Annotated in this window: 20 protein-coding genes; 14 read left to right on the top strand and 6 right to left on the bottom strand. The window is 50.9% G+C overall.

Features of this window, described 5'->3' with window-relative positions; translation table 11 throughout:
* The first annotated feature begins 180 nt into the window (after positions 1–180).
* The 4 genes from DSM2777_RS06145 to DSM2777_RS06160 all read left to right on the top strand — a co-directional run bounded on the left by DSM2777_RS06145 (position 181) and on the right by DSM2777_RS06160 (position 5890).
* Positions 181–1254: an HlyD family secretion protein gene (locus tag DSM2777_RS06145; protein WP_061553444.1), complete on the top strand. Its 1074-nt coding sequence runs from the start codon at positions 181–183 to the stop codon at positions 1252–1254.
* Positions 1251–4010 (top strand): ribosome-associated ATPase/putative transporter RbbA, encoded by a 2760-nt coding sequence (rbbA, locus tag DSM2777_RS06150; protein ID WP_061553445.1) that lies wholly within the window; start codon positions 1251–1253, stop codon positions 4008–4010. The genes DSM2777_RS06145 and rbbA overlap by 4 nt, the downstream gene beginning before the upstream one ends.
* Positions 4010–5134: an ABC transporter permease gene (locus DSM2777_RS06155; RefSeq protein ID WP_040046084.1), complete on the top strand. Its 1125-nt coding sequence runs from the start codon at positions 4010–4012 to the stop codon at positions 5132–5134. The genes rbbA and DSM2777_RS06155 overlap by 1 nt, the downstream gene beginning before the upstream one ends.
* A 336-nt stretch (positions 5135–5470) precedes the next feature.
* Positions 5471–5890, top strand: a complete 420-nt coding sequence (locus DSM2777_RS06160) for a hypothetical protein (RefSeq protein WP_061553446.1) — start codon at positions 5471–5473, stop codon at positions 5888–5890.
* A 66-nt stretch (positions 5891–5956) separates the two neighbouring features.
* Here the strand turns inward: DSM2777_RS06160 and DSM2777_RS06165 are convergent, their stop codons facing one another.
* The 5 genes from DSM2777_RS06165 to DSM2777_RS06185 form a co-directional block, all read right to left on the bottom strand.
* On the bottom strand, positions 5957–6838 hold the full coding sequence (locus DSM2777_RS06165) for a pirin family protein (protein ID WP_061553447.1): 882 nt from the start codon (positions 6836–6838) through the stop codon (positions 5957–5959).
* Positions 6839–6933: 95 nt separating this feature from the next.
* Positions 6934–7728, bottom strand: coding sequence for an MgtC/SapB family protein (locus DSM2777_RS06170; protein WP_234559435.1), 795 nt, complete (start codon positions 7726–7728; stop codon positions 6934–6936).
* Positions 7729–8237: 509 nt separating this feature from the next.
* A complete protein-coding gene (dcuC, locus tag DSM2777_RS06175; protein WP_040046081.1) occupies positions 8238–9494 on the bottom strand; it encodes a C4-dicarboxylate transporter DcuC in 1257 nt (418 codons plus the stop codon).
* 13 nt (positions 9495–9507) lie between these two features.
* Entirely contained in the window at positions 9508–10623 is a 1116-nt protein-coding gene (locus DSM2777_RS06180; RefSeq protein WP_061553448.1) for an adenosine deaminase family protein, read from the bottom strand.
* A 139-nt stretch (positions 10624–10762) separates the two neighbouring features.
* Positions 10763–11674 (bottom strand): LysR family transcriptional regulator, encoded by a 912-nt coding sequence (locus DSM2777_RS06185; protein ID WP_061553449.1) that lies wholly within the window; start codon positions 11672–11674, stop codon positions 10763–10765.
* 489 nt (positions 11675–12163) lie between these two features.
* Here DSM2777_RS06185 and DSM2777_RS06190 point away from each other — a divergent pair, with 489 nt between their 5' ends.
* Both DSM2777_RS06190 and DSM2777_RS06195 read left to right on the top strand, forming a co-directional pair.
* A complete protein-coding gene (locus DSM2777_RS06190) occupies positions 12164–12781 on the top strand; it encodes a DUF3156 family protein (protein ID WP_061553450.1) in 618 nt (205 codons plus the stop codon).
* 250 nt (positions 12782–13031) lie between these two features.
* Positions 13032–13652, top strand: a complete 621-nt coding sequence (locus DSM2777_RS06195; RefSeq protein WP_237087820.1) for a DUF3156 family protein — start codon at positions 13032–13034, stop codon at positions 13650–13652.
* Positions 13653–13679: 27 nt separating this feature from the next.
* Here DSM2777_RS06195 and DSM2777_RS06200 read toward each other — a convergent pair whose 3' ends face one another.
* Complete coding sequence (locus tag DSM2777_RS06200; protein WP_025798246.1) at positions 13680–14501, bottom strand: IclR family transcriptional regulator; 822 nt, start codon at positions 14499–14501, stop codon at positions 13680–13682.
* A 298-nt stretch (positions 14502–14799) separates the two neighbouring features.
* Between DSM2777_RS06200 and yiaK the strand changes: the two genes are divergently transcribed.
* The 8 genes from yiaK (at position 14800) to araD (ending at position 22764) form a co-directional block, all read left to right on the top strand.
* Positions 14800–15798 (top strand): 3-dehydro-L-gulonate 2-dehydrogenase, encoded by a 999-nt coding sequence (yiaK, locus tag DSM2777_RS06205; RefSeq protein ID WP_061553451.1) that lies wholly within the window; start codon positions 14800–14802, stop codon positions 15796–15798.
* 12 nt (positions 15799–15810) lie between these two features.
* Positions 15811–16278 carry a NanQ anomerase/TabA/YiaL family protein gene (locus tag DSM2777_RS06210; protein WP_061553452.1) on the top strand — a complete coding sequence of 156 codons (468 nt, stop codon included), beginning with the start codon at positions 15811–15813 and terminating at the stop codon, positions 16276–16278.
* 37 nt (positions 16279–16315) lie between these two features.
* Positions 16316–17278 carry a DUF4862 family protein gene (locus tag DSM2777_RS06215; protein ID WP_061553453.1) on the top strand — a complete coding sequence of 321 codons (963 nt, stop codon included), beginning with the start codon at positions 16316–16318 and terminating at the stop codon, positions 17276–17278.
* Positions 17279–17402: 124 nt separating this feature from the next.
* Entirely contained in the window at positions 17403–18740 is a 1338-nt protein-coding gene (locus DSM2777_RS06220) for an MFS transporter (RefSeq protein ID WP_061553454.1), read from the top strand.
* 260 nt (positions 18741–19000) lie between these two features.
* Positions 19001–20527: an FGGY-family carbohydrate kinase gene (locus DSM2777_RS06225; RefSeq protein ID WP_061553455.1), complete on the top strand. Its 1527-nt coding sequence runs from the start codon at positions 19001–19003 to the stop codon at positions 20525–20527.
* 13 nt (positions 20528–20540) lie between these two features.
* Positions 20541–21200: a 3-keto-L-gulonate-6-phosphate decarboxylase UlaD gene (gene ulaD / locus DSM2777_RS06230; RefSeq protein ID WP_061553456.1), complete on the top strand. Its 660-nt coding sequence runs from the start codon at positions 20541–20543 to the stop codon at positions 21198–21200.
* Positions 21197–22069 carry an L-ribulose-5-phosphate 3-epimerase gene (locus tag DSM2777_RS06235; RefSeq protein WP_061553457.1) on the top strand — a complete coding sequence of 291 codons (873 nt, stop codon included), beginning with the start codon at positions 21197–21199 and terminating at the stop codon, positions 22067–22069. The genes ulaD and DSM2777_RS06235 overlap by 4 nt, the downstream gene beginning before the upstream one ends.
* Positions 22063–22764, top strand: coding sequence for an L-ribulose-5-phosphate 4-epimerase (gene araD / locus DSM2777_RS06240; RefSeq protein ID WP_061553458.1), 702 nt, complete (start codon positions 22063–22065; stop codon positions 22762–22764). The genes DSM2777_RS06235 and araD overlap by 7 nt, the downstream gene beginning before the upstream one ends.
* Positions 22765–22768: the final 4 nt, after the last annotated feature.

The following is a 22768-nucleotide window of genomic DNA, read 5'->3' on the forward strand; positions in this document are numbered from 1 at the left end:
CAATCAGCGTTGATGTCTGCGATTTAGAACGGCAGATGCCTGCTTTCGCGCATTTTTTCTCCTGTTTTAACCTTGTTCAATCGACCGAAACTCTTCCTCACAGAGCGGATTAGCTGCGTCTGTAGTGTAGCCGAGTGCCGCGCTTTTTGTTTTTACTAGCATGGAACACAGCGAGTATTTATGGATATCAAAAATAGAAAACGTCTCACTTTTTACTCAATCATTATCATCGCCATCGTGGTGGCCTTTGCCGCGTGGTGGAGCCTGCGTGCGCCAGGTTTGCCTGACGGATTTGCCAGCAGCAATGGGCGCATTGAAGCCACGGAAATCGATATTTCGACCAAAGTGGCGGGGCGCATCGATAAAATCGTGGTGCGCGAAGGCGATTTTGTGAAGCAGGGCGACGTACTAGCGCACATGGATACGCGTGTTTTGAACGAGCAGCGTATCGAAGCCGAAGCACAGATCCGTGAAACACAAAGCGCAGTCGCCACCGCGAAGTCGTTACTGGCACAGCGGCAAAGTGAAAAACTGGCAGCGCAGGCGGTGGTGAAACAGCGTGAAGCGGAATTGAACTCGGCGAATAAACGCTATGCCCGTTCACAAGCGCTGTCTAAACGCGGGGCGGTGTCGGCTCAGCAGCTTGATGACGATATGGCGGCGGCGCAAAGCGCTCGCGCAGCGTTGGAATCCGCTAAGGCTCAGGTTTCAGCCGCGCAGGCCGCTATCGAATCCGCACAGGCGGGCATCATTCAGGCCAATACGCGCGTGGAAGCGGCTAAAGCCACCGAACGCCGTATTACCGCTGATATTGAAGACAGCGCCTTGAAAGCACCGCGTGATGGGCGGATCCAGTACCGCGTGGCTGAGCCGGGAGAGGTGTTAGCCGCGGGGGGCCGCGTGCTGAATATGGTCGATCTCAGCGATGTTTACATGACGTTCTTCCTGCCAACCGAACAGGCGGGCAGGGTTGCAATCGGAAGTGACGTGCACGTTGTCCTTGATGCCGCGCCAACGTTGCGTCTGCCTGCGAAAGCCACCTTTGTGGCCAGCGTGGCGCAGTTCACGCCGAAAACGGTCGAAACCGATAATGAGCGCCTGAAGCTGATGTTCCGCGTAAAAGCGCGAATTTCCCCTGAACTGCTGGAAAAATACCTCGAATACGTGAAAACGGGTTTGCCAGGTATGGCCTATGTGCGTTTGGATAACAGTAAAAGCTGGCCAGAAGATCTGGATGTGAGGTTGCCGCAATGAGGCCGTTAGGTGCTAATAAAGACCCGCAGGCGGCTCCCATCGTTCGGCTTGAGCAGGTTAGCCAGCACTATGGCAATACTCAGGCATTGCAGCAGATAACGTTGGATATACCGGCGCGAAAAATGGTGGGGCTGATTGGGCCTGACGGCGTAGGAAAATCCAGTCTGTTATCGCTGATCGCGGGCGCCCGCGTTATTCAGTCGGGAAACGTTAACGTTCTGGGTGGTGATATGGCGGACGCCGATCATCGACGCAAGGTATGCCCAAAGGTGGCTTATATGCCGCAGGGTTTGGGGAAAAACCTTTATCACACGCTGTCGGTTTACGAAAACGTCGATTTCTTTGGTCGACTGTTTGGGCAAGGCGCTCAAGAGCGAGAGCAGCGTATTAATGACTTACTGCAAAGCACTGGACTGGCACCGTTTCGCGATCGTCCGGCGGGCAAACTGTCTGGCGGTATGAAGCAGAAGCTGGGTTTGTGCTGCGCGCTGATCCACGATCCTGAACTGTTGATCCTTGATGAACCGACGACCGGCGTCGATCCGCTGTCACGCGCTCAGTTTTGGGAGCTGATTGACCGTATTCGTGAGCGGCAAACCAACATGAGCGTGTTGGTAGCCACCGCCTATATGGAAGAAGCCGAGCGTTTTGACTGGCTGGTTGCGATGGATGCGGGACAGGTACTCGCCACCGGCAGTGGCCAAGAGCTGCGAGAAAGTACCGGCAGTGCGACGCTGGAAGAGGCGTTTATTGCGCTGTTGCCGGAAGAAAAACGCAACGCGCACCAAAAGGTGGTTATCCCACCGCGTGATACTTCGCAGGATGACGTGGTAGCCATTGAGGCGCAGGGGCTGACTATGCGCTTTGGCGATTTTGTTGCGGTTAACGATGTCAATTTGCGCATACCACGCGGCGAAATTTTTGGTTTCCTCGGTTCTAACGGCTGCGGTAAATCGACCACCATGAAGATGCTGACCGGATTACTGCCCGCCAGCGAAGGGAAGGCGTGGTTATTTGGGCAGGAGGTCGATCCCAAAGATATCGAAACCCGCCGCCGAGTGGGCTATATGTCGCAGGCTTTTTCGTTGTATAGCGAACTTACGGTGCGACAAAACCTTGAACTGCATGCGCGTCTTTTTCATCTTCCCGAGGAGGATATTCCTGCACGCGTTGAGGAGATGAATCAGCGGTTCATGCTGAGTGATGTAGAAGATATGCTGCCAGAGGCGCTGCCGCTGGGTATCCGTCAGCGTTTATCTCTCGCCGTTGCGGTGATTCATAAACCTGAAATGCTTATCTTGGATGAGCCAACGTCGGGAGTCGATCCGGTTGCGCGCGATATGTTTTGGAATTTGATGGTGGATTTGTCACGGCGTGATGGCGTGACCATCTTTATTTCAACGCACTTTATGAATGAAGCCGAACGCTGTGACCGCATATCCCTGATGCATGCGGGAAAAATACTGGCAAGCGATACGCCTGAGGCATTGGTGAAGCAGCGTGGTTTAGGCACGCTTGAGGCCACGTTTATTGCCTACTTACGTGAAGCTTCTGGTGATAGCGGTGCTCCGCCGGAGCAGATGCCCGAGACGCCTCAGGTTGAAACGACAACGCCTGCCATCAGCAATCACTTTAGCTTCACGAGGATGTTTAGCTATAGCCGCCGAGAATCTTTAGAGCTGCGGCGCGATCCTATTCGTTCGACTTTGGCTTTACTGGGAACGGTGATCCTGATGTTCATCATGGGTTACGGCATCAGTATGGATGTGGAAAACCTGCGTTTTGCGGTGATAGACCGCGATCAGACCGGCACTAGCCAAGCCTATACGCTCAATCTGTCGGGCTCGCGCTATTTTATCGAACAGCCGCCGATTACCGATTATCAGCAGTTGGAGCGCCGAATGCGCGACGGTGAACTCGCCGTGGCAATTGAGATACCGCCTAACTTTGGTCGTGATATTGCGCGTGGGCATACGGTGAAAATTGGCGTTTGGGTTGATGGGGCGATGCCGAATCGGGCTGAAACCGTGCGTGGCTATGTGCAGGCGATGCACTTGGCGTGGCTAAGTGATATGGCTTCGCGCCAGCCAACGGCCAATATGGGGAATATCCTGATGGATATTGAAACCCGCTATCGCTACAACCCTGATGTAAAAAGCTTGCCTGCCATTGTGCCTGCGGTGATCCCGCTGCTGTTGATGATGATCCCCGCGATGCTCAGCGCGTTAAGCGTGGTGCGTGAAAAAGAGCTGGGCTCAATCATCAATCTGTATGTGACGCCGGTAACCAAAGCCGAGTTCCTGATCGGCAAGCAGCTGCCTTATATCGTACTGGGCATGTTTAACTTTTTACTGCTGTGCGCGTTATCGGTCTTTTTGTTTGGCGTTGAGCATAAGGGCAGTTTTCTCACGCTGACGTTGGCGGCGCTGCTGTACATCATTATCGCCACTGGAATGGGCCTGCTGATCTCGATCTTTATGAAAAGCCAGATCGCCGCGATCTTCGGCACTGCGATCATCACGCTGATCCCTGCTACGCAGTTCTCCGGCATGATCGATCCGGTTTCGTCGTTAGAAGGGATCGGACGGTGGATCGGTAATATTTACCCAACTTCTCATTTCTTAACTATTACTCGAGGCACCTTCTCCAAGGCGCTCAACCTGTTTGATCTGCAAGCTTCGTTTATCCCGTTGCTGATTGCCGTTCCGGTGGTGATTGGGCTCAGCGTTCTTCTATTGAAAAAGCAGGAGGGCTAATGCGCAGCTTACGCAATATCTTTAATCTGGGGATCAAAGAGCTACGCACCTTACTGGGCGACAAAGCTATGCTGGCGCTGATCGTGTTTTCGTTCACGCTATCGATCTACTCCTCGGCAACCGTAACGCCGGGCTCGCTGCACATGGCACCGATTGCGATTGCCGATCAGGATCAATCTCAGCTTTCCACCCGTATCGTGAATAGCTTTTACGCGCCTTATTTTATGCCTCCGGCGATGATCGACTCGAATCAAATCGATCCGCTGTTGGATGCGGGAACCTACACCTTTGCTTTGGATATTCCGCCGAATTTTCAGCGCGATGTATTGGCTGGCCGCCAGCCCGCGATTCAGCTCAACGTTGACGCCACGCGCATGAGTCAGGCATTTCTGGGTAACAGCTATATTCAGAACATTGTGAATGACGAAGTCAGCGAGTTTATGGCGCGCTATCGGGCGGGAAGTGCATTACCCGTTGATTTAGAAGTGAGGGCGCGCTTTAACCCGAATCTCGATCAGTCGTGGTTTGGCGCGGTGATGGCAATTATCAACAATATCACCATGCTGGCGATTATTCTGACGGGCTCGGCGCTGATCCGTGAACGCGAGCACGGCACCATTGAGCACCTGCTGGTGATGCCAATTACGCCGTTTGAAATCATGCTAGCGAAAGTATGGTCGATGGGGCTGGTGGTGCTGGTGGCATCGGGACTGTCGCTGATCTTTATGGTGCAGGGCGTGCTGCATGTGCCGATTGAAGGCTCGATTCCGCTGTTTATGCTGGGCGTGGCGCTTAGCCTGTTTGCCACCACCTCCATCGGGATTTTTATGGGCACTATCGCCCGATCAATGCCGCAGCTTGGCCTGCTGATGATACTGGTGCTGATCCCGTTGCAGATGCTTTCGGGGGGCTCAACCCCGCGAGAAAGCATGCCGCAGCTGGTGCAGGACATTATGCAAACTATGCCAACCACGCACTTTGTCAGCCTTGCGCAGGCAATATTGTATCGCGGTGCTGATTTCAGCATCGTATGGCCGCAGTTTGCTACGTTGCTGGTGATTGGTATGGCGTTCTTTGGTTTTGCCCTGAGCCGATTCCGTAAAACCATTAGCTCGATGGCTTAGGTTAGGGTTGTGAGCTTTTGTTTAAAGTCATCCTAGTGGGGATGCCAATCGTTTATGAGATCGAGATACACGGGTCTACCACACCGTGGGGCGCTCCGGCGGCTTACGCCGCTACGACCCCATCGGTGTGCTCCCCCTAAAATCAGACTTAAATGAACAGCATTATCCGAGTAGGATCAGTTTCTTAATATTGATATTTTGAGCACTGTTTAATTCAGCTACTCGGGTAAATTAAAGCTCGAGACAGGTATCTCTCAGAATGAACTAACTATTTCGGCGGCTTCTCATGTGGGGATGATCCGCATGACCAGTTCTGGATAAAGCAGGGAATCGACTATGCGAAAAAGCACGGTTATTAGTGCAGCTATCATCGTCGGGCTTATTGTTTTTGCAACGCTATACTTTTCTCAGCTTGGAAAGTCTACAGCGCCGAACGTTACGATTGCCGCAGTACAGCCTATTGGGAATGATTTATATCTATACGTTACTCAAACAAATAACGGCGGCGCAACCGTGCCTATGGCTTATCGATACTACATTGGGGAAGAAATCGACCCGCGATCTATCGATATTCAATTAAACCATGAAGAGCCCTTTATTGTGAGTAATAGCGAGCGGTTTACATGGGGGTATGCATCGGGCGAAGTTACGGTCAATGTCACTGGGAGACTATATGATTTCAAATCGTCAGCGTCTTATCTTAAGAAAGGTATAAGAAACCACATGCCAGTAAGAGTCCTAAATACACCACATTGATTCTGTTTCACGATTTTAGGAAATGAACAAATAAATGGCTTCCCGTTTTGGCGAAGCCATACACGCCTATGGCATTTCTGGCGACGGCGTGCGTTCGCCGTTAAAGCCGTGCACGGTGCCAAAACGGCCCGTGTCTTGGTTCCAGTCGGCAATGGATTGACGTAATTCTTCTTTGCTGCGGCCAACGAAATTCCACCACATCAGCACCTGTTCACCCAAAGGCTCACCGCCGAGGAATAACACCCGTGTTTTTGGTGCCAGCGTGACGTTGAGCTGCGTATTTTGCGTGCCAATATAGGCCAGCTCATTTTCCGCAAAACGTTCGCCTTCAATATTGATCTCACCTTGCAGTACAAACAGGCCATATTCAAAATCGGGTTGCAGCGTTAACTGGGTGTTTGAGCCATCGGGCGTATAGAGATCGACGCCCAGTAAATCGGAGAAACACAGGGTTGGTGCATGGTAGCTGGCGTAATCTCCGGCCAGAAGCGTGTGGCGGATGCCATCAGCATCCCAAACGGGCAGCGTTGGATAGTGATCAAAACGCGGTGGCATATCTTTAACCGCTTCGGGCAAGGCTATCCATAGTTGAGCCGCGTGCAGGCGCGAAAAGCCCGGCACCGACTCTTCGGTATGGGCAATGCCGTGTCCGGCCGTCATTAAATTCACCTGACCAGGACGGATGATTTGTTCGTAGCCAAGACTGTCGCGATGTAACACCTCGCCCTCAAGCATCCATGTGAACGTCTGCAAACAGGTATGCGGGTGAGGGGCAACACGGAATCCACCGTTGTCTTGCTTAAGCACTGATGGACCCGCGTGATCGAGAAAACACCATGCGCCAATCAAACGACGTTCCTTAACCGGAATGGCGCGCGAAACGGGGATCCCGCCAACGTCTTTAATACGGGACGTGATGCGCTGTAGGGGAGTTGGGCTGTTGTTCATAGTCGCTCGCTCGTTATTGGGTATAGGATAAGCACCGATATTTCATCCTATACCACTTAGCGTCGAGTTGCAGTGATGCCCTCATCATTCCCACTCTAGCTTGAGCTGCCACCGATTCGGCTGTAGTAGGCCTGCTTGACGAGGCTTTCATCGAGCAACACATTAACCAGATTATCCAAATCATCGGCGGAAACCGATGCAGGGATCAGTGCGACGGTGATCTCCACGTCATCATCGCCGAAAGGCTCAACGTCGAGGTGCGACATAAAGCAGTTTTCCGCTTTTAACGTTTGTTTCACCAGTGTTAGTGCTTCGCGCTGATCGTTTTCTAACGCGATAACGCAAATCTCGTAAGTGGCGTCACCACGCTCGTCGGTGAGCGGCTGGCGGTTGATAATGTTGACCATTGGGCGCAGCAAGGTATTGGAAGCCACGACAAAAAACGTCGCCATACAGGCATCGGCAATCATTCCTGCTCCTGCACAGGCACCTACGGCGGCGGAGCCCCACAGCGTGGCCGCGGTATTAAGCCCGCGGATGTTTAATCCTTCCTTCATGATGGTTCCCGCGCCGAGAAAGCCGACGCCGGAAACCACATAAGAGATCACCCGTACAGCACCGCTAGGCGTATCGATGCTCATCGCTAAATGAACAAAAATAGCGGCGCTGGTGGCAACCAGCGTGTTGGTGCGCAGCCCAGCAGTACGCTGGCGATATTGGCGCTCGTAGCCAATGATGGCACCGAGTAAAAATGCGACCAATAAAATAGAAAATGTTTCGTAATGCAGAGTGAAGTTCATGTAATAAGCCTCAGAAATTGGGCTCTGCTTTTTAGTAACGAAAATAGGCATGTTTTGCCCGTGGCAGTGCCACGAAACTTTCGTCATCATTATTTTGTCGCAATATCTTGCGCAACAAAGGATGAAGAACGTTATTTCCGTTGCGAATAAACAGAAAAATAAATAGCAGCAATTCATCAGAAATAAATCTGATTAATAACCACGTGATTGTGAGATTGAGGCGTGTTAATTCAACGAGGCTGTTTACGCAAAATAGCGTAAGCCTTAACAATGAAACTGCGGTGGTAAGCGGAGAATAGCACCACATCCTTTGTCTATGCAGGATGTGAAGGGGGACAATATCACATCATGCGATCAGCTGAGAAAAACACGCGATCTCGGTCTGTCGTTGTCCATACTATTTCCTTAGATTGGTGTAGATAACGTAGGTATTCAATTTATAACGCCGGTAATTATAGCGGATTGAGTCTGAACCTTATCTAAACGGCCAGTGTAAATAATGAATAAACAGCGAATAAAAGAAAAAATAAAAGAGGACGATAACTATCGTCCTCTTTTATAAATCAAAACATATTTTCTGTCGGGGTATTTTACACCCGTTAAATAAGCACAATTAGCAAAATTAAACCAATCAGCATAACGGGCGCGGTTCGTTTAATCAGGTCGATAGGAGAAACACCGGCCATACCTGCCACTACGATGGCCGCAGCCGAAAGTGGGGAGGCCGTTCGGCCTAAATAGCTGGCAAACGCGGCGGCCGTTCCAAGATTCGTGGGGTTCATGCCAAATTCAGCGGCGTGTGGCGTAATGGCTTCATTGAACGCATAGGCGGTTGCATCGCCAGAGCCAATCACGATGGCCATTAGGAATGGCCCCACGGTACCGCCAAAACGGGCAGCTTCAGGGAAATCAATCAGCGCGCTTTTTGCCGCATCAATCAGCCCGACCGAGGTTAGCCCCGCCACAAACACACCGGCGCAGATGATAATGCCGAATACGTCGCTGTAGGCTTTGCCCATTCCGTCAAAGAAAGCAGGAACCACTTTGCCAGGATGCGTGCGGGTGACGGCGAGAGTGGCAAGAACGCCCCACATAACGGCTTGAGGAACCCCCATTTTTAACCAGCTTACGCCGCCAAATGCACCGAGCATCAGCAGCGCAATAGGTACCAGCGGCATCAGCGCGGCCAAAATATTGATCGGGCCTTCTTGCGGATCTTCAGCGTCAAGGCGCGAATGATAGCCCTTGTGTTCTTTACGCAGCACGGCGGTGATCGTCATGCCAATCATGATGATAAGACCTAGCCAAACAACGGTCATCACGCGGTCGCCGATGATCGTCATGACGTCGCCACCCACGATTTTCGCTACCAGCGCCATGTGCGGGCTACCTGGGTTAAGTAAGCTCGCACCGAAGGTTCCGGCTAATACCGATGCCGCCGCCATCACGGGATGGATCCCCGCGGCCAGCTGTAATGGGATCATGGTTATCCCCGCGGCTGCCGCAGCACCTGCCGCGCTTGGCAGAGCCAACTGTACGAAGGTGGTGAGCAAAATAGTGCCCGGAATGAGAAAGAGCCCAACGTGTTTAAGCGGAGCGCTTAATAGGCGGACTAAATGACGATCGCAGCCGGTGAATTTCATGACGGTCGCAAATCCAATGGCCGACAGAATGGCTTGGATCAGCCCTTCAGACACCATCTTTTCCGCAAAGCTGTTCATCGCGGCCATCGGTTCTAATGAGATTAGGCACATCAACATGCCGGAAAACAGCAGAACGGTGCGGGTGTCCTGCTTTTTAATCAGCAGGATGATGGTTAACAGCAGAATTATTACGCCAAGAGTTAAGGTTAACATGAGGTTCTCGATGCTATGCCGTTTGGGAACGATGATAGGAAATATGCTGAGCCGGATCGATCTGCGGTTCGTGCGCCAGCTTGCTGCGTAGGGCGTCAAATTCGGCGGCCCACGCCTGTCGCCATTGTTGTTTGATTTCTTCAGGCTGCCAGCAGGCATTGATGCCGTTGAGCATCAGTTGGCGAACGCCATCAAGATCGAAGCCGAATTCTTCCACCATAACGCGATAGCATTCGGCACCGTTGGTGTTGTGCATGTGCCAGTCGTCGGTTGCTGGGATGATATTCATACCCGCCAGCGCCATTTGGCGGATGGGATGATGCTTGCGCCACTGGCCTGCATCCGGCCATTTTTTGAGATAGTAGGTATTGCTGGGCACGACGGTAAAAGGAACACCTTCGCGGGCGCAGCGGGCGGTAAGTTCTGGATTATCCAATACGGTATAGCCGTGATCGATGCGCTCCAGATGAATTAAATCCAAGCCCGTTTCTACGTTACGCCAATGCAAACCGAACTCTGAGCAGTGCCCCGTGAGGCGTAATCCACCGAGTTTTGCTTTGCGATAGGCTTTCCAAAAATGCTCGATAGGAGCGTCATTCTCTTTGTAGTCAATGCCAATACCGGGTACTAAAGGATGCGGATAATTCAGCACGGCATCCACCATCGCCACGGCTTCTTCGGGCGATTTTTCACGGTTGATGGAAGGAATAAAGAGCGCACGAATATCCCATTCTTCGCCCGCTTTCGCCATTGCGCTGCTCATCGCCTCGGTGACTTCGGCATAGGAAAGCGCGGTATCAGAGGGATTCCAAAACAGTTCCAAATGACGAATACCGGTTGCCGCGGCGTCTTGCGCGACTTCATAGGTCACGCGGTAGTAATCTTCGGCGCTGCGCATCAGCGGATACAAAAAGTTAAGCGCCGCAATCCCGCCTTTTACCACGCTGGTTTCATGCTGATAACGGCGATAGTAACTTTTGGCTTCGGATTCGGTGAGCGGCACCCCGTATTTCTCTGCCAACGCCAGCATGGTGGTGAGACGAACTCCGCCAAGCAGATGGTAGTGAAGATCCACTTTAGGGAAGGTGGCGAAAAATTCTGGCAACGTAATCGTTTGCGTATCCTGCATTATTAACAGCGCTCATCGATAAAAAAGAAAACGCCATCATAAATAAAGCGGCCTGAGGGGTGAAATGCTATTCCGGCATTGGCGGGTACATTTAGGCACTATGTGGATGGTGAATGGTGAACGGCTTAGTGCGAGACGTTTAGTTTTGCGCCGGTGGCCAAAAAGAGATGCCCTGCGCTATTTGCTGAGACAGGCAATGCCAGAATGTTTCTGCGCGCTGGTGAAGCTGCGCTTGATTGCGATACAGGCGGATTTGATAGGGAATGTGCCAGCGGCTGCGGTTGACGGCCACCAGCTTACCCTCTGCCAGTTCGTTTTCAATCTGACAATCCGGTAACCAAGCCAATCCCTTAGCGCGCAAAGCCATTTGCCGATGCAAATCACACAGCGAAGATTCAAACACCGGCTGACAGGCAAAAGGCTGCTGCGGCATGAGCCGCTCCACCATTCTCGCGCTGTAAGAGTCTGGCGAATAACGTAAATAGGGTACCGGCTGCTGGTGGTTTTCGTCAGGGGTAAATAATGGCCGGCCTTGCTCATCGGCGGCGCTGACCAGCAGAAGATTCCCTTTCCCCAACAGCAAATTGGTGAAAGGGGGCTGAAGCAAGGCGTGGGTATCAAAGGCCAAAAGAAAATCGCTGGCGCCTTCAATTAACGATTCGACGGCAAAATCTACGCGCAGAATATCAACGGAAAATGGCGTTGCGGGATCGATGTGGTCAATTAAATCGAGCAAAAAAGGGGATGAAAGAGAATGCGGGGCGCTAAAACGAACGGGATTAATCATCTCGGACGGTAAGCCATTTATCTTCTGAATACCTTCTTTAAGCTGATTTACCATGCTGTGGGCAATTAAACGAAACTGATATCCAGCAGGCGTGAGCGTTACCGGCGATGAACTTCTGTCGACTAATTTCTGACCGATACTTTCTTCCAATGCGCGTATATGGCGGCCAAAAGCGGGCTGAGTGATGTTGCGTAACTGCGCGGCTCGCGAGAAATTACGCAATTCAGCCAATGCTAAAAAGTCTTCTAACCAGCCGGTATCCATGGGTAAGTATCCTATTGTTCGCGTAGCAATTTATTTCGTTTTGGCAGTATACCGATAACGCGATTTTATCAGCAAAAATAGCCGATATAAAAATGAATAAAATAGCTTTATTTTTGCCTAACTATATTAGTCACTGAAATTATTACTATTACTTCTGACAATAACCTCACTATTAAAGATGATTATCTCTGTTGTATTTGTCGCGGCAAGCTGGCATTTATGAATAACAAGGTCGTGATTACCCACTCAGCTATTCACTAAAACATAAATCAATTGCATTCATATGCGAAATTTATGTGGATTCCCTCACTCTAAATTCAGAGTAGAGAGAAAAATCCGAGAAAAGCCCGAGAGAAGTAGAGTACGCCAATAACGATTTATCCAAACTTAATAGCGCTGTAACGAATGGCCTAACAGCAGGATAAAAACGTAACAACAGCAGCCAAAGTTTGGTTTTGATTCATTTTTGTGAGCACGGGAGATAATGATATGAACAGTGAAGTTCAGGTCGTGAATAATTTATGGCGTTGGTTGAGTGGCCAGCGTGATCCTATCGGTTATCAGCCAGGAAGAGTATTGCATCTGGTTGAAAAAAACCTACAGCCATTTGAATGCAAACGCCTGTCCGATCGCGTGCTCCACGTTGTGTGTCCGCAAGGGTTGGAAGTGGAAGTTGAAGAGCGCGTTGTGACCAGCTTCAGAAGCTATAGCATAACCTGCCATTTCCATCTGCGTGGTGAGACGGGCTTGCAGCAACCGATCCATATTCAGGCCAAAAATACCGATATTCTTGGCCGCGGTGATACCCGCTTTAGTGCTAAAACCAGCAATGACGATAGCCGTCGTTTGATGGCGGTGCTGGATTGCTATCCTGAAATCACCGATGCGTTGGATTGCCTCAATTTCCGCCGCTTGAATCTGCGTTCTGAAGCAGGGCAGTGGCAGCTTGAAATTGAGCTGTTTGCCGCAACCGAATTGGTTGGCCCGCGTCCGGTATGTAGCGGCTATCAACGCTTACCTTACGCGCAGCGTCATCTGATGTTGGACGTGATGCAGATGTTCCAAAAACTGATGGATCGCGTGACGGTGCAAGGTGTGGCGGCTTAAAGAATAAGCGTGAGTCTGTATGCATTGAACAAGACAGCCTCACGCTCACTAAAATGATAGGTTGCACATTAATAAATGTTGCATGGTTGTATGTAAATTGTAATATCTCTCCTGTGATACCTCTCCCCCAAACTCTCTAAACCTCATCCACATGAGTGCTTTTGTATCAGTCTGCGGATTGTGTATATTACGCCGCCTGTTGGCCGTGCTTGGCTAACGCAACAATATGAATCTTGTCGATGGAGAGTGAGTGGTGAACAGCGCAGTTCCGTTACTGAGTCGTGCGTGGCATTGGTTGATGACGTCGCGTGAACCTGTGGGTTATCGACCTGGGCAGATGTTAAATCTGGTGGCGCGTGATTTTCGTCCTTATGCCTGTGAGCGCACCTCACCGTGTAGTTTGACGGTCGCTTTGCCGCAGGGGTTAACGATCGAAATACGTGAAAAAGCGACGGCGCTATTTCGCTCATTTGTGGTGTGTAGCCATTTTCATCTTCAGGGAACGACCGGATTGCAGCAGCCCGTCAGGCTGAAGGCGCGTAATGGCAATATTTTAGGGCGCGGCGGCGTGCAGTTTCGCTGCAAAGATAAAAATGACGATAGCCAACGTTTGTTAGCGGTTTTGAATTGTTATCCGCATATTTTTGCTGCTCTGGAAAACTTGCATTTTCGCCATCTGACTCTGCGTGCAGAGCAAGGCCAGTGGTGGCTCGAAATTGAGCACTACGCGGCGTCAGAAGTGATTAGTCAGGTTCCGGTGGAGCGTCGTTATCAAAAACTGCATCACGATCAGCGCCAGCAGTTAGTGAACGTTATGCAGATGTTTGATGAATTAATGACGCGAGTCGCCAGCGAAGGTGTTGCCGCCTAGGCGGCAACAGCAAACAAAACAGCGAAGCTATTCGTAGGTATTGAGGCCCAGCTCGCGTGATATCGCCGCTGCGGTTTCTTTGAGTGGCTTTAACAAGTTCTGCTCACCAATCATGCCCAACTTGGCGGTTGAAAGGGAAATGGAGACGGAATAACTCACGCGGTGATGAATATCAAATATCGGTACTGCAATACAGGATACGCCCAGCTCGTTTTCTTCTCGATCCATCGCCATTCCCTGCTGACGAATCTGCTCTAACTCTTGGTACATCTGGTCTAGCTGAATAATAGTGTTGCGCGTAAGCGGCTGGATCTCATCTTGATGGCTCTTCCAATAAGGCTCAACGTAATCGTGATGGCCATAGGCCATGTAGATTTTCCCCATCGCTGAACAATACAGAGGCATATGTTGACCGATATAGGCGCGCGTTCGCAGCATGCCGGTTGTTGGCTCTAATTTATAAATCAAAATAGCGTGATCGTCTTCGCGGCTGGAGAAGTTAATGGTTTCTCCGGTGGCAATATTCAGCGCCTCTAAATGAGGAGCAGCCACATGGATAATGTTTAACGAAGACAGCGCTTTTTGCCCAACGGCAATGAACTTGGTGGTTAAACGATAGCTACCTGCCGCCGGTGCCGGAGTGACGTAGCCGCAGGATTGTAGGCCCTGTAATAGGCGATGCACGGTGCTTTTGTTTAATTGCGCTAGCTCTGAAAGATGCGCTAACGGGCAGCCGTTGGGATAGTTGCTCAGGATCTCAATAAGCTGGAGGCCGCGAAAGAGACTTTGGCTTCCTGCTGGTTTTTCTTTGCTTGGCTCGATCTCGGTTTCTTTCTCTTTTGTTTTCATTCGCCTTTAATCTTTCCAGTCAAATCACACTGCAGTAATGTTAACCCAATTTATCGCCATTTTTTGCTATTCCTTTGCATTATTTCCCTTCCAATCTTCTCCCTACCCGAAGTGTGTTTTACGTCACGTTCTTGAATGATAAAAAACAACTGATTGATTTTAATGATTTTTAAAAAACGTCAGTGCTTTGACTTGTTAAAATTTGAGCGGTATTATTTTTTGGAATCTGATTTCACATGGTGAAATTTAAAGATTTAAAAACGAACAGATAGATTGTCTGAATCACGAGGAGAGCGGTATGCGAGTGAGTTTTGCCCAGTTAAAACAGGAGTTTGAACGCGTGCTATTGGCACGTGGCGTTCAGGCTGAAACCGCCAGTGAGTGCGCGACCATGTTTGCCCAAACCACGGAGTCCGGCGTGTATTCTCACGGGGTGAACCGTTTTCCTCGTTTTATTCAGCAGATTGAAGCGGGAGATATCATTCCTGATGCACAGGCAAAACGCGTTTTAGCATTGGGGGCGATTGAGCAATGGGATGCGCAGCGTTCTATTGGCAATCTCACTGCGAAAAAAATGATGGATCGCGCGATGTCTTTGGCCTCAGACCACGGCATTGGTTTAATTGCGGTGCGTAACGCCAACCACTGGATGCGTGGCGGAAGCTACGGATGGCAGGCCGCTGAGAAGGGCTATATTGGTATTTGCTGGACAAATTCGATTGCCGTTATGCCACCGTGGGGAGCGAAAGAGTGCCGCATTGGTACGAATCCGTTGATCGTCGCGATTCCTGGAAATCCGATCACCATGGTCGATATGTCGATGTCGATGTTCTCTTACGGCATGTTGGAAGTGAACCGCTTAGCAGGACGTGAATTGCCCGTGGACGGCGGCTTCGATGATGAGGGTAATCTCACTCGTGAACCGGGCGTGATAGAGAAAAATCGCCGTATTTTGCCGATGGGATACTGGAAAGGTTCTGGCTTATCCATCGTGCTGGATATGATTGCGACGCTGTTGTCGGATGGTGCATCGGTTGCTGAAGTCACCGAGGACAACTCTGACGAATATGGGATTTCACAAATTTTTATCGCCATTGAGGTCGATCGCTTAATTGAAGGTGCGACCCGTGATGCCAAGCTACAACGCATTATGGATTACGTGAAAGGGGCGGAGCGCGCTAATCCTGAGGTGGCGATTCGCTTGCCGGGCCATGAGTTCACCCAGCTGCTGGCCGAAAACCGCCGCAATGGCATCACCATCGACGACAGCGTATGGGCAAAAATTCAGGCACTTTAAGGACGCAATATCATGATATTCGGCCATATTAGCAATGAAAACCCGTGTGTATTGCCAACGGCGATCCAAAGAGCACTCAATTTTTTACGTACCACGGATTTTAGCCAGCAAAAGGTTGGGGAAGTCGAAATCGATGGGCGCAATATCTATGCGCAGATTATTGATATGACAACGCGCCCCAAAAAAGATAATCGCCCAGAAGTTCATCGCCGCTATATTGATATTCAATTTTTAGCCAAGGGTGAAGAGGTTATCTGTGTCGCGGCGGAACGCGGAAATAATAAAATATCTGAATCATTACTTGCTGAGCGAGATATTATTTTTTATCACGATGTGAATGATGAATCAGAATTAACAATGACCGAGGGAAGCTATGCTATTTTCTTCCCACAAGATGTTCATCGTCCCGGATGTATAAAAAATAAAGCGACACCAATTCGTAAAGTTGTCGTAAAAGTCGCACTGAGTGAGCTTATTTAAAGTATTCATTATTTCCACCACCAAGGGATAATTTTCAATGAATCATAATCACGGCTTTATCGTCGGGGCATACCCCTGCGCACCTTCATTTCATCAACTCGACCGCGATCAAGAGACGGCGTTTTGGCGTGGCCTTGCGGACGTTGAGGGAGTTAGTGGGATTGAACAGCCTTGTTTGGAAAACCTTCACCCTTATGGCGATGACTATTTATTTCAACAGATCCCTGCGGACTGGCAGATTGTTGTTACCGCCGTTATGGAAACGGTGCGCCGTCGTGCAGGGCACGGTGGCTTTGGTTTAGCTTCGGCAGATAAAGCGCAGCGCTTGGCCTGCGTTGAATACTATCGCCATATTTTGAATAAAATTAACCGTACTAACGATCGCTTTGGCATGAAGAAAATCCTTGCCTTGGAGATTCAGTCTGCGCCATTGGCGGGCTCTGATGATGTTGCGCTGGCGGCAGAATGCTTTGCGGAGTCTATGCAGCAGATTACCCGCTGGGACTGGCCGTGCGAGCTGGTGATTGAACACTGCGACGCAATGAATAAACCCGACTCGCGCAAAGGCTTTTTGCCTTTAGAGCAGGAAATTGCGGTGATACAGGCGCTGGAAAAAGAGGTTGGGGTAGCCATTAACTGGGCGCGTTCAGCGATTGAAGGACGCAACACGGCATTACCCTTACAGCATCTGCAACAAAGCCAGCAGGCCGGGGTGCTTAAGGCATTGATGTTTTCTGGTACCACGACGGGTGGCGCATACGGTGATTGGCAAGATTTACACGCGCCTTTTGCGCCGTTCGCTAGCGCACGGGTTAACTGTGCTGAAAGTTTAATGACCGTAGAACTGGCGTCTGAAATGTTTGCGTTAGCGCCATTGGAATCATTAAGTTTTGCTGGAATTAAACTATTAGAAATTGATCCGCAAGCCAGCGTCGCACATCGTATTGATATATTGCGCGATGGAATTAATGCTTTAAATATCGCGACACGAAATAAGTAATAAAACTTTATCTTTTTTTAATGGATTAAATGCATTAAGTCTTCACCAAATAAACCCATGTCAATGGGGAAATCTGTGCATTTCAATGTACGGGCCGTATCAATAATGATTAAGGCGTGAAGTTATGAACTCTAACTCTGATACTCTACATAAAAATAACATACCGAATGATATTCCACGCCAGCGATGGCTAAGAATAATTCCTCCGATCTTAATTACCTGCATTATTTCCTATATGGATAGAGTCAATATCGCCTTCGCAATGCCTGGAGGCATGGATGCGGATCTCGGTATTACAGCTTCCATGGCGGGCTTAGCAGGCGGCATCTTCTTTATTGGTTATTTATTCCTGCAAGTTCCCGGTGGAAAAATTGCCGTGCATGGCAGCGGGAAAAAATTTATTGGCTGGTCACTGGTCGCGTGGGTCGTAATTTCCATTTTAACCGGCTTGGTGACAAATCATTACCAACTTCTGTTTCTGCGCTTTGCTCTCGGGGTGGCGGAAGGGGGAATGCTGCCCGTCGTGCTCACCATGATCAGTAACTGGTTCCCAGATGCGGAACGCGGACGCGCTAATGCGATTGTGATTATGTTTGTGCCGATTGCCGGCATTATCACGGCACCGCTTTCGGGTTGGATTATTACCGCGCTTGACTGGCGTTGGCTGTTCATCATTGAAGGTTTGATGTCGGTAGCGGTGCTGATTCTGTGGGTTATGGCGGTGTGTGACCGACCACAAGAGGCGCGTTGGATCTCGGAAAAAGAGAAAAATTGGCTGATCGCCACCTTAGCCGAAGAGCAGCGCGCGATTGCTGGAAAAGAGGTGAAAAACGCCTCTCTGAGCGCGGTGCTGTCCGATAAAACCATGTGGCAGCTGATTGCGCTGAACTTCTTTTATCAAACCGGCATTTACGGCTACACCCTATGGCTGCCGACCATCCTGAAAGAGCTGACGCATACCTCGATGGGGCAGGTGGGCATGTTGGCCATTCTCCCTTATGTCGGTGCGATGGCCGGCATGTTCCTCTTCTCTTCACTCTCTGACCGCACCGGTAAACGCAAGCTGTTCGTGTTCTTACCGCTGCTGGGTTTCGCTGCGTGCATGTTCCTGTCTGTGACGTTGAAAAACCATGTGTGGTGGTCATACGCGATGCTAGTGGGCTGTGGCGTATTTCTACAGTCGGCCGCGGGCGTATTTTGGACCATTCCAGCCAAGCTATTTAGCGCAGAAATGGCGGGTGGGGCGCGTGGGGTAATTAACGCGCTCGGTAATCTTGGCGGATTTTGCGGGCCGTATGCGGTTGGGTTGCTGATTACTTATTACGACAAAGATGCCGGTGTTTATTGCCTTGCGCTGTCGCTGGCGATAGCGGCACTGCTGGCGCTGTTGCTGCCAGCGAAATGTGATGTGCCAACGCAGTCTGGTGCGCAACTGCCAGAAGGCAAACGCACGGCGGCGTAAATAGACCCCACCCTAACCCTCTCCTTCGCAGGGGAGGGAACCGTTCAGGGGAGTTTGTGAAGGCTCTCGATCGGCACCTCCCCCTGATAAGGGGGAGGTTGGGAGGGGGATTGGTGATAACCCCACCCTAACCCTCCCCTTAGCAGGGGAGGGAACCGTTCAGCGTAGTTTGTGAAGATCTCGAGCGGCACCTCCCCCTGACAAGGGGGAGGTTGGGAGGGGGACTGGTGGGGCAATCAATGCAAATAACAGGAATGACTATGAGTGCGACATCCACGGAATATTGGCTGGGTATCGACTGCGGCGGCACCTATCTCAAAGCAGGGTTATACGATAGGCAAGGCGCGGAATTGTGCATTAGCCGCCAAGCATTGCCGGTGATAAGTGAACATCCGGGCTGGGCAGAGCGCGATATGTCTCTGCTCTGGAAAGCCTGCATAGAAACCATCGCCACGCTGTTGCGCCAAAGCGGTGTAAATGGTCATCAGGTACAGGCTATCGGGATATCGGCTCAAGGCAAGGGACTGTTTCTCTTAGATAAAGAAAACAGGCCGCTGGGCAATGCCATGCTGTCATCGGATCGGAGAGCCATTGACGTGGTGTCGCAGTGGCAGCGCGATGGGCTGCCTGAAATGCTCTATCCGCTCACCCGACAAACCCTATGGACCGGCCATCCGGTTTCTTTACTGCGCTGGGTTAAACAGCATCAGCCAGAGCGTTATCAGAAAATTGGCTCAGTAATGATGGCGCATGACTATCTGCGTTTTTGCCTGACGGGAGAACGCGGTTGTGAAGAAACGAACATTTCTGAATCCAATCTCTACAACATGATGCAGGGCGAATATGACCCCCAGCTCACCCAGTGGCTGGGGATTTCCGAGGTTTCTTGTACTCTGCCACCAATAGTGGGTTCCACTGAAATATGCGGAAAAGTAACGCATGAGGTGGCGGAAGCCACGGGGCTATGCGCGGGAACGCCCGTGGTAGGGGGGCTGTTTGATGTGGTGTCTACCGCGATCTGTGCAGGCCTACAGGATGAATTCACGCTTAACGCCGTGATGGGAACCTGGGCGGTAACCAGCGGCGTAGCCAAAAATATTTCCCCGAACGAACCCTATCCCTATGTCTATGGGCGTTATGCCAATACGCCGGGCGATGATGAGAATAATTACATCGTGCATGAGGCCAGTCCGACCTCTTCCGCCAATTTGGAATGGCTGACCCAACAGTACGGCGGTATCAGTTTTGATGAGATTAATCAGTCGGTAGGCGCATTGCCGAAGGCCGGTAGCGACGTGATGTTTTTGCCGTTTTTGTATGGCAGCAATGCGGGTTTGGATATGACCGCCGGTTTTTATGGTCTGCAATCGCTGCATCGGCGCGAGCATCTTTTACAGGCGGTTTACGAAGGCGTGGTGTTTAGCCACATGACCCATCTCAACCGTATGCGTGAACGCTTTACGCAGGTACGCAAACTGCGCGTTACCGGCGGGCCTGCGCGCTCGAAAGTCTGGATGCAAATGCTGGCTGATGTCAGCGGCTTGCCCGTTGAATTACCACAGGTTGAAGAAACGGGCTGTTTAGGCGCGGCCTTGGTAGCGCTGGTGGGCAGCGGTGTGTACTCCAGCGTTAAACAGGCGCAAAGCCAGCTTAACCACGCGATTCAACGCATTGAACCCGATAGCGCGGCGTGGTCTGCCTATCAACTCAAATTTACCCGTTACCAATATTTGATTGAAGCATTGCATGGCTATCACGTGCGCTGCTCATCGTTGTCCAAGTCTTGAGGAGCTATCCATTATGAACCGACCTTTGCTCCAGCTCGCGCTGGATCACACGAGCCTGAATCAGGCTTTGCAAAGCGTGAGTGCGCTGCGAAACCACGTGGATATTATCGAAGCCGGTACGATCCTGTGCATCAGTGAAGGATTGCAGGCCGTGCGGGCGCTGCGTCAGATGTGTCCTGATAGCATTATTGTTGCCGACCTCAAAGTGGCAGATGCCGGAGAAACTTTGGCAACCGAGGCTTTCGACGCCGGTGCAAACTGGATGACGGTGATCTGCGCAGCGCCGTTGGCGACGGTGATAAAAGCGCATCAGGTGGCTCAGTCTCGCGGCGGTGAAATTCAAATTGAGCTATTTGGCAATTGGACGCTCGACGATGCGAAAGCCTGGCGAGCCGCCGGAGTGCGTCAAGCGATTTATCATCGTGGGCGCGATGCTCAGGCAAGCGGGCAATCTTGGAGCCAGCAGGATCTGGATCGAATGAAGCAGCTTTCCGATCTGGGATTGGAGCTGTCGATCACCGGAGGGATCACGCCACAGGATCTCGCGCTGTTTAAAGATATCTCCGTCAGAGCGTTTATCGCCGGTCGTGCATTGTCTGAAGTTGAGCATCCGAAAGAGGTTGCGCAGGCGTTTCATCAGCAGATTGATGAAATTTGGGGGGCATCACGATGAACATCATCAAACGACATCACCCGCTCGGCATTTATGAAAAAGCCCTGCCAAAAACCTTAAGCTGGCCGGAGCGCTTAGCGCTGGCAAAAAGCTGTGGGTTCGACTTCGTTGAAATGTCGGTGGATGAAACGGATGAAAGACTTAGCCGTTTAGACTGGAGCGTTGCTCAGCGAACCTCACTGGTGGGAGTGATGCTGGAAAGCGGAGTTGCGATCCCCTCCATGTGCTTATCGGCGCATCGGCGTTTTCCGTTCGGTAGCCATGACGAAAATGTGCGCCAGCAGGCGCGCAGTATTATGACGAAAGCGATTTATCTGGCGCGCGACTTAGGCATCAGAACGATTCAGCTTGCGGGCTATGACGTGTATTACGAAGAGCAAGATGAAGGCACTCAGCAGCGCTTTACCGAGGGGCTGGCGTGGGCGGTGGAGCAGGCCGCTGGCGCACAGGTGATGCTGGCCGTTGAGATCATGGATACCGAATTCATGAACTCCATTACCAAGTGGAAAAAGTGGGATCGATTGCTTTCGTCGCCGTGGTTTAGCGTTTATCCCGACGTGGGAAATCTGAGCGCGTGGGGCAATGATGTCTCAGCCGAGCTGGAGTTGGGCATCGATAGCATTGCGGCGATTCATTTGAAAGATACCTATCCGGTGACGGCAACCAGCCAAGGGCAGTTTCGCGATGTGCCGTTCGGCGATGGCTGCGTCGATTTTGTTGGTGTATTCCAAACGCTAAAACGGCTGAACTATCGCGGTTCATTCTTGATCGAAATGTGGACGGAAAAATCAGCGGAGCCGGTGCTGGAAATCATTAAAGCGCGGCAGTGGATCGAAGCGAAGATGGTGGAAGGAGGTTTGGTATGTTAGAGCAATTAAAACAGCAGGTTTTAGACGCCAATCTGGCTCTGCCCAAGCATCATTTAGTCACATTTACCTGGGGCAATGTGAGTGCGATCGATCGTGAATCAGGGCGAGTCGTGATTAAACCTTCGGGCGTTGAATATGAGGGAATGCAGGCGGCAGATATGGTGGTGGTGGATTTAGCCAGCGGCCATGTAGTTGAGGGCAATAAAAAACCGTCGTCGGATACGGCCACCCATCTGGCGCTGTATCGGGCTTTTCCGCACATCGGCGGTATTGTTCATACCCATTCCCGTCATGCCACCATTTGGTCACAGGCTGGACTCGATTTGCCTGCTTGGGGCACCACGCACGCAGACTATTTTTATGGCACCATTCCGTGCACGCGTCTGATGAATAAGGATGAAATTGAAGGCGACTATGAGCATGAAACCGGCGAAGTGATTATTGAAACCTTCGCTCAGCGCGATATTGACCCAATGCAGGTTCCCGCCGTGTTAGTGCATTCGCATGGGCCATTTGCGTGGGGCAGCAACGCCGCAGATGCGGTGCATAATGCCGTGGTGCTAGAAGAGTGCGCTTACATGGGCATTTTCTCCCGCCAACTGATGCCAGAAATTGACTCGATGCAGCGTGCTTTATTGGATAAACACTACCTGCGTAAACACGGTGCAACGGCCTATTATGGGCAGGGAAAATAGCGGA

Origin of the sequence: Obesumbacterium proteus, assembly GCF_001586165.1 — a bacterium.
In the GTDB taxonomy this organism is placed as follows: Bacteria; Pseudomonadota; Gammaproteobacteria; order Enterobacterales; family Enterobacteriaceae; genus Hafnia; species Hafnia protea.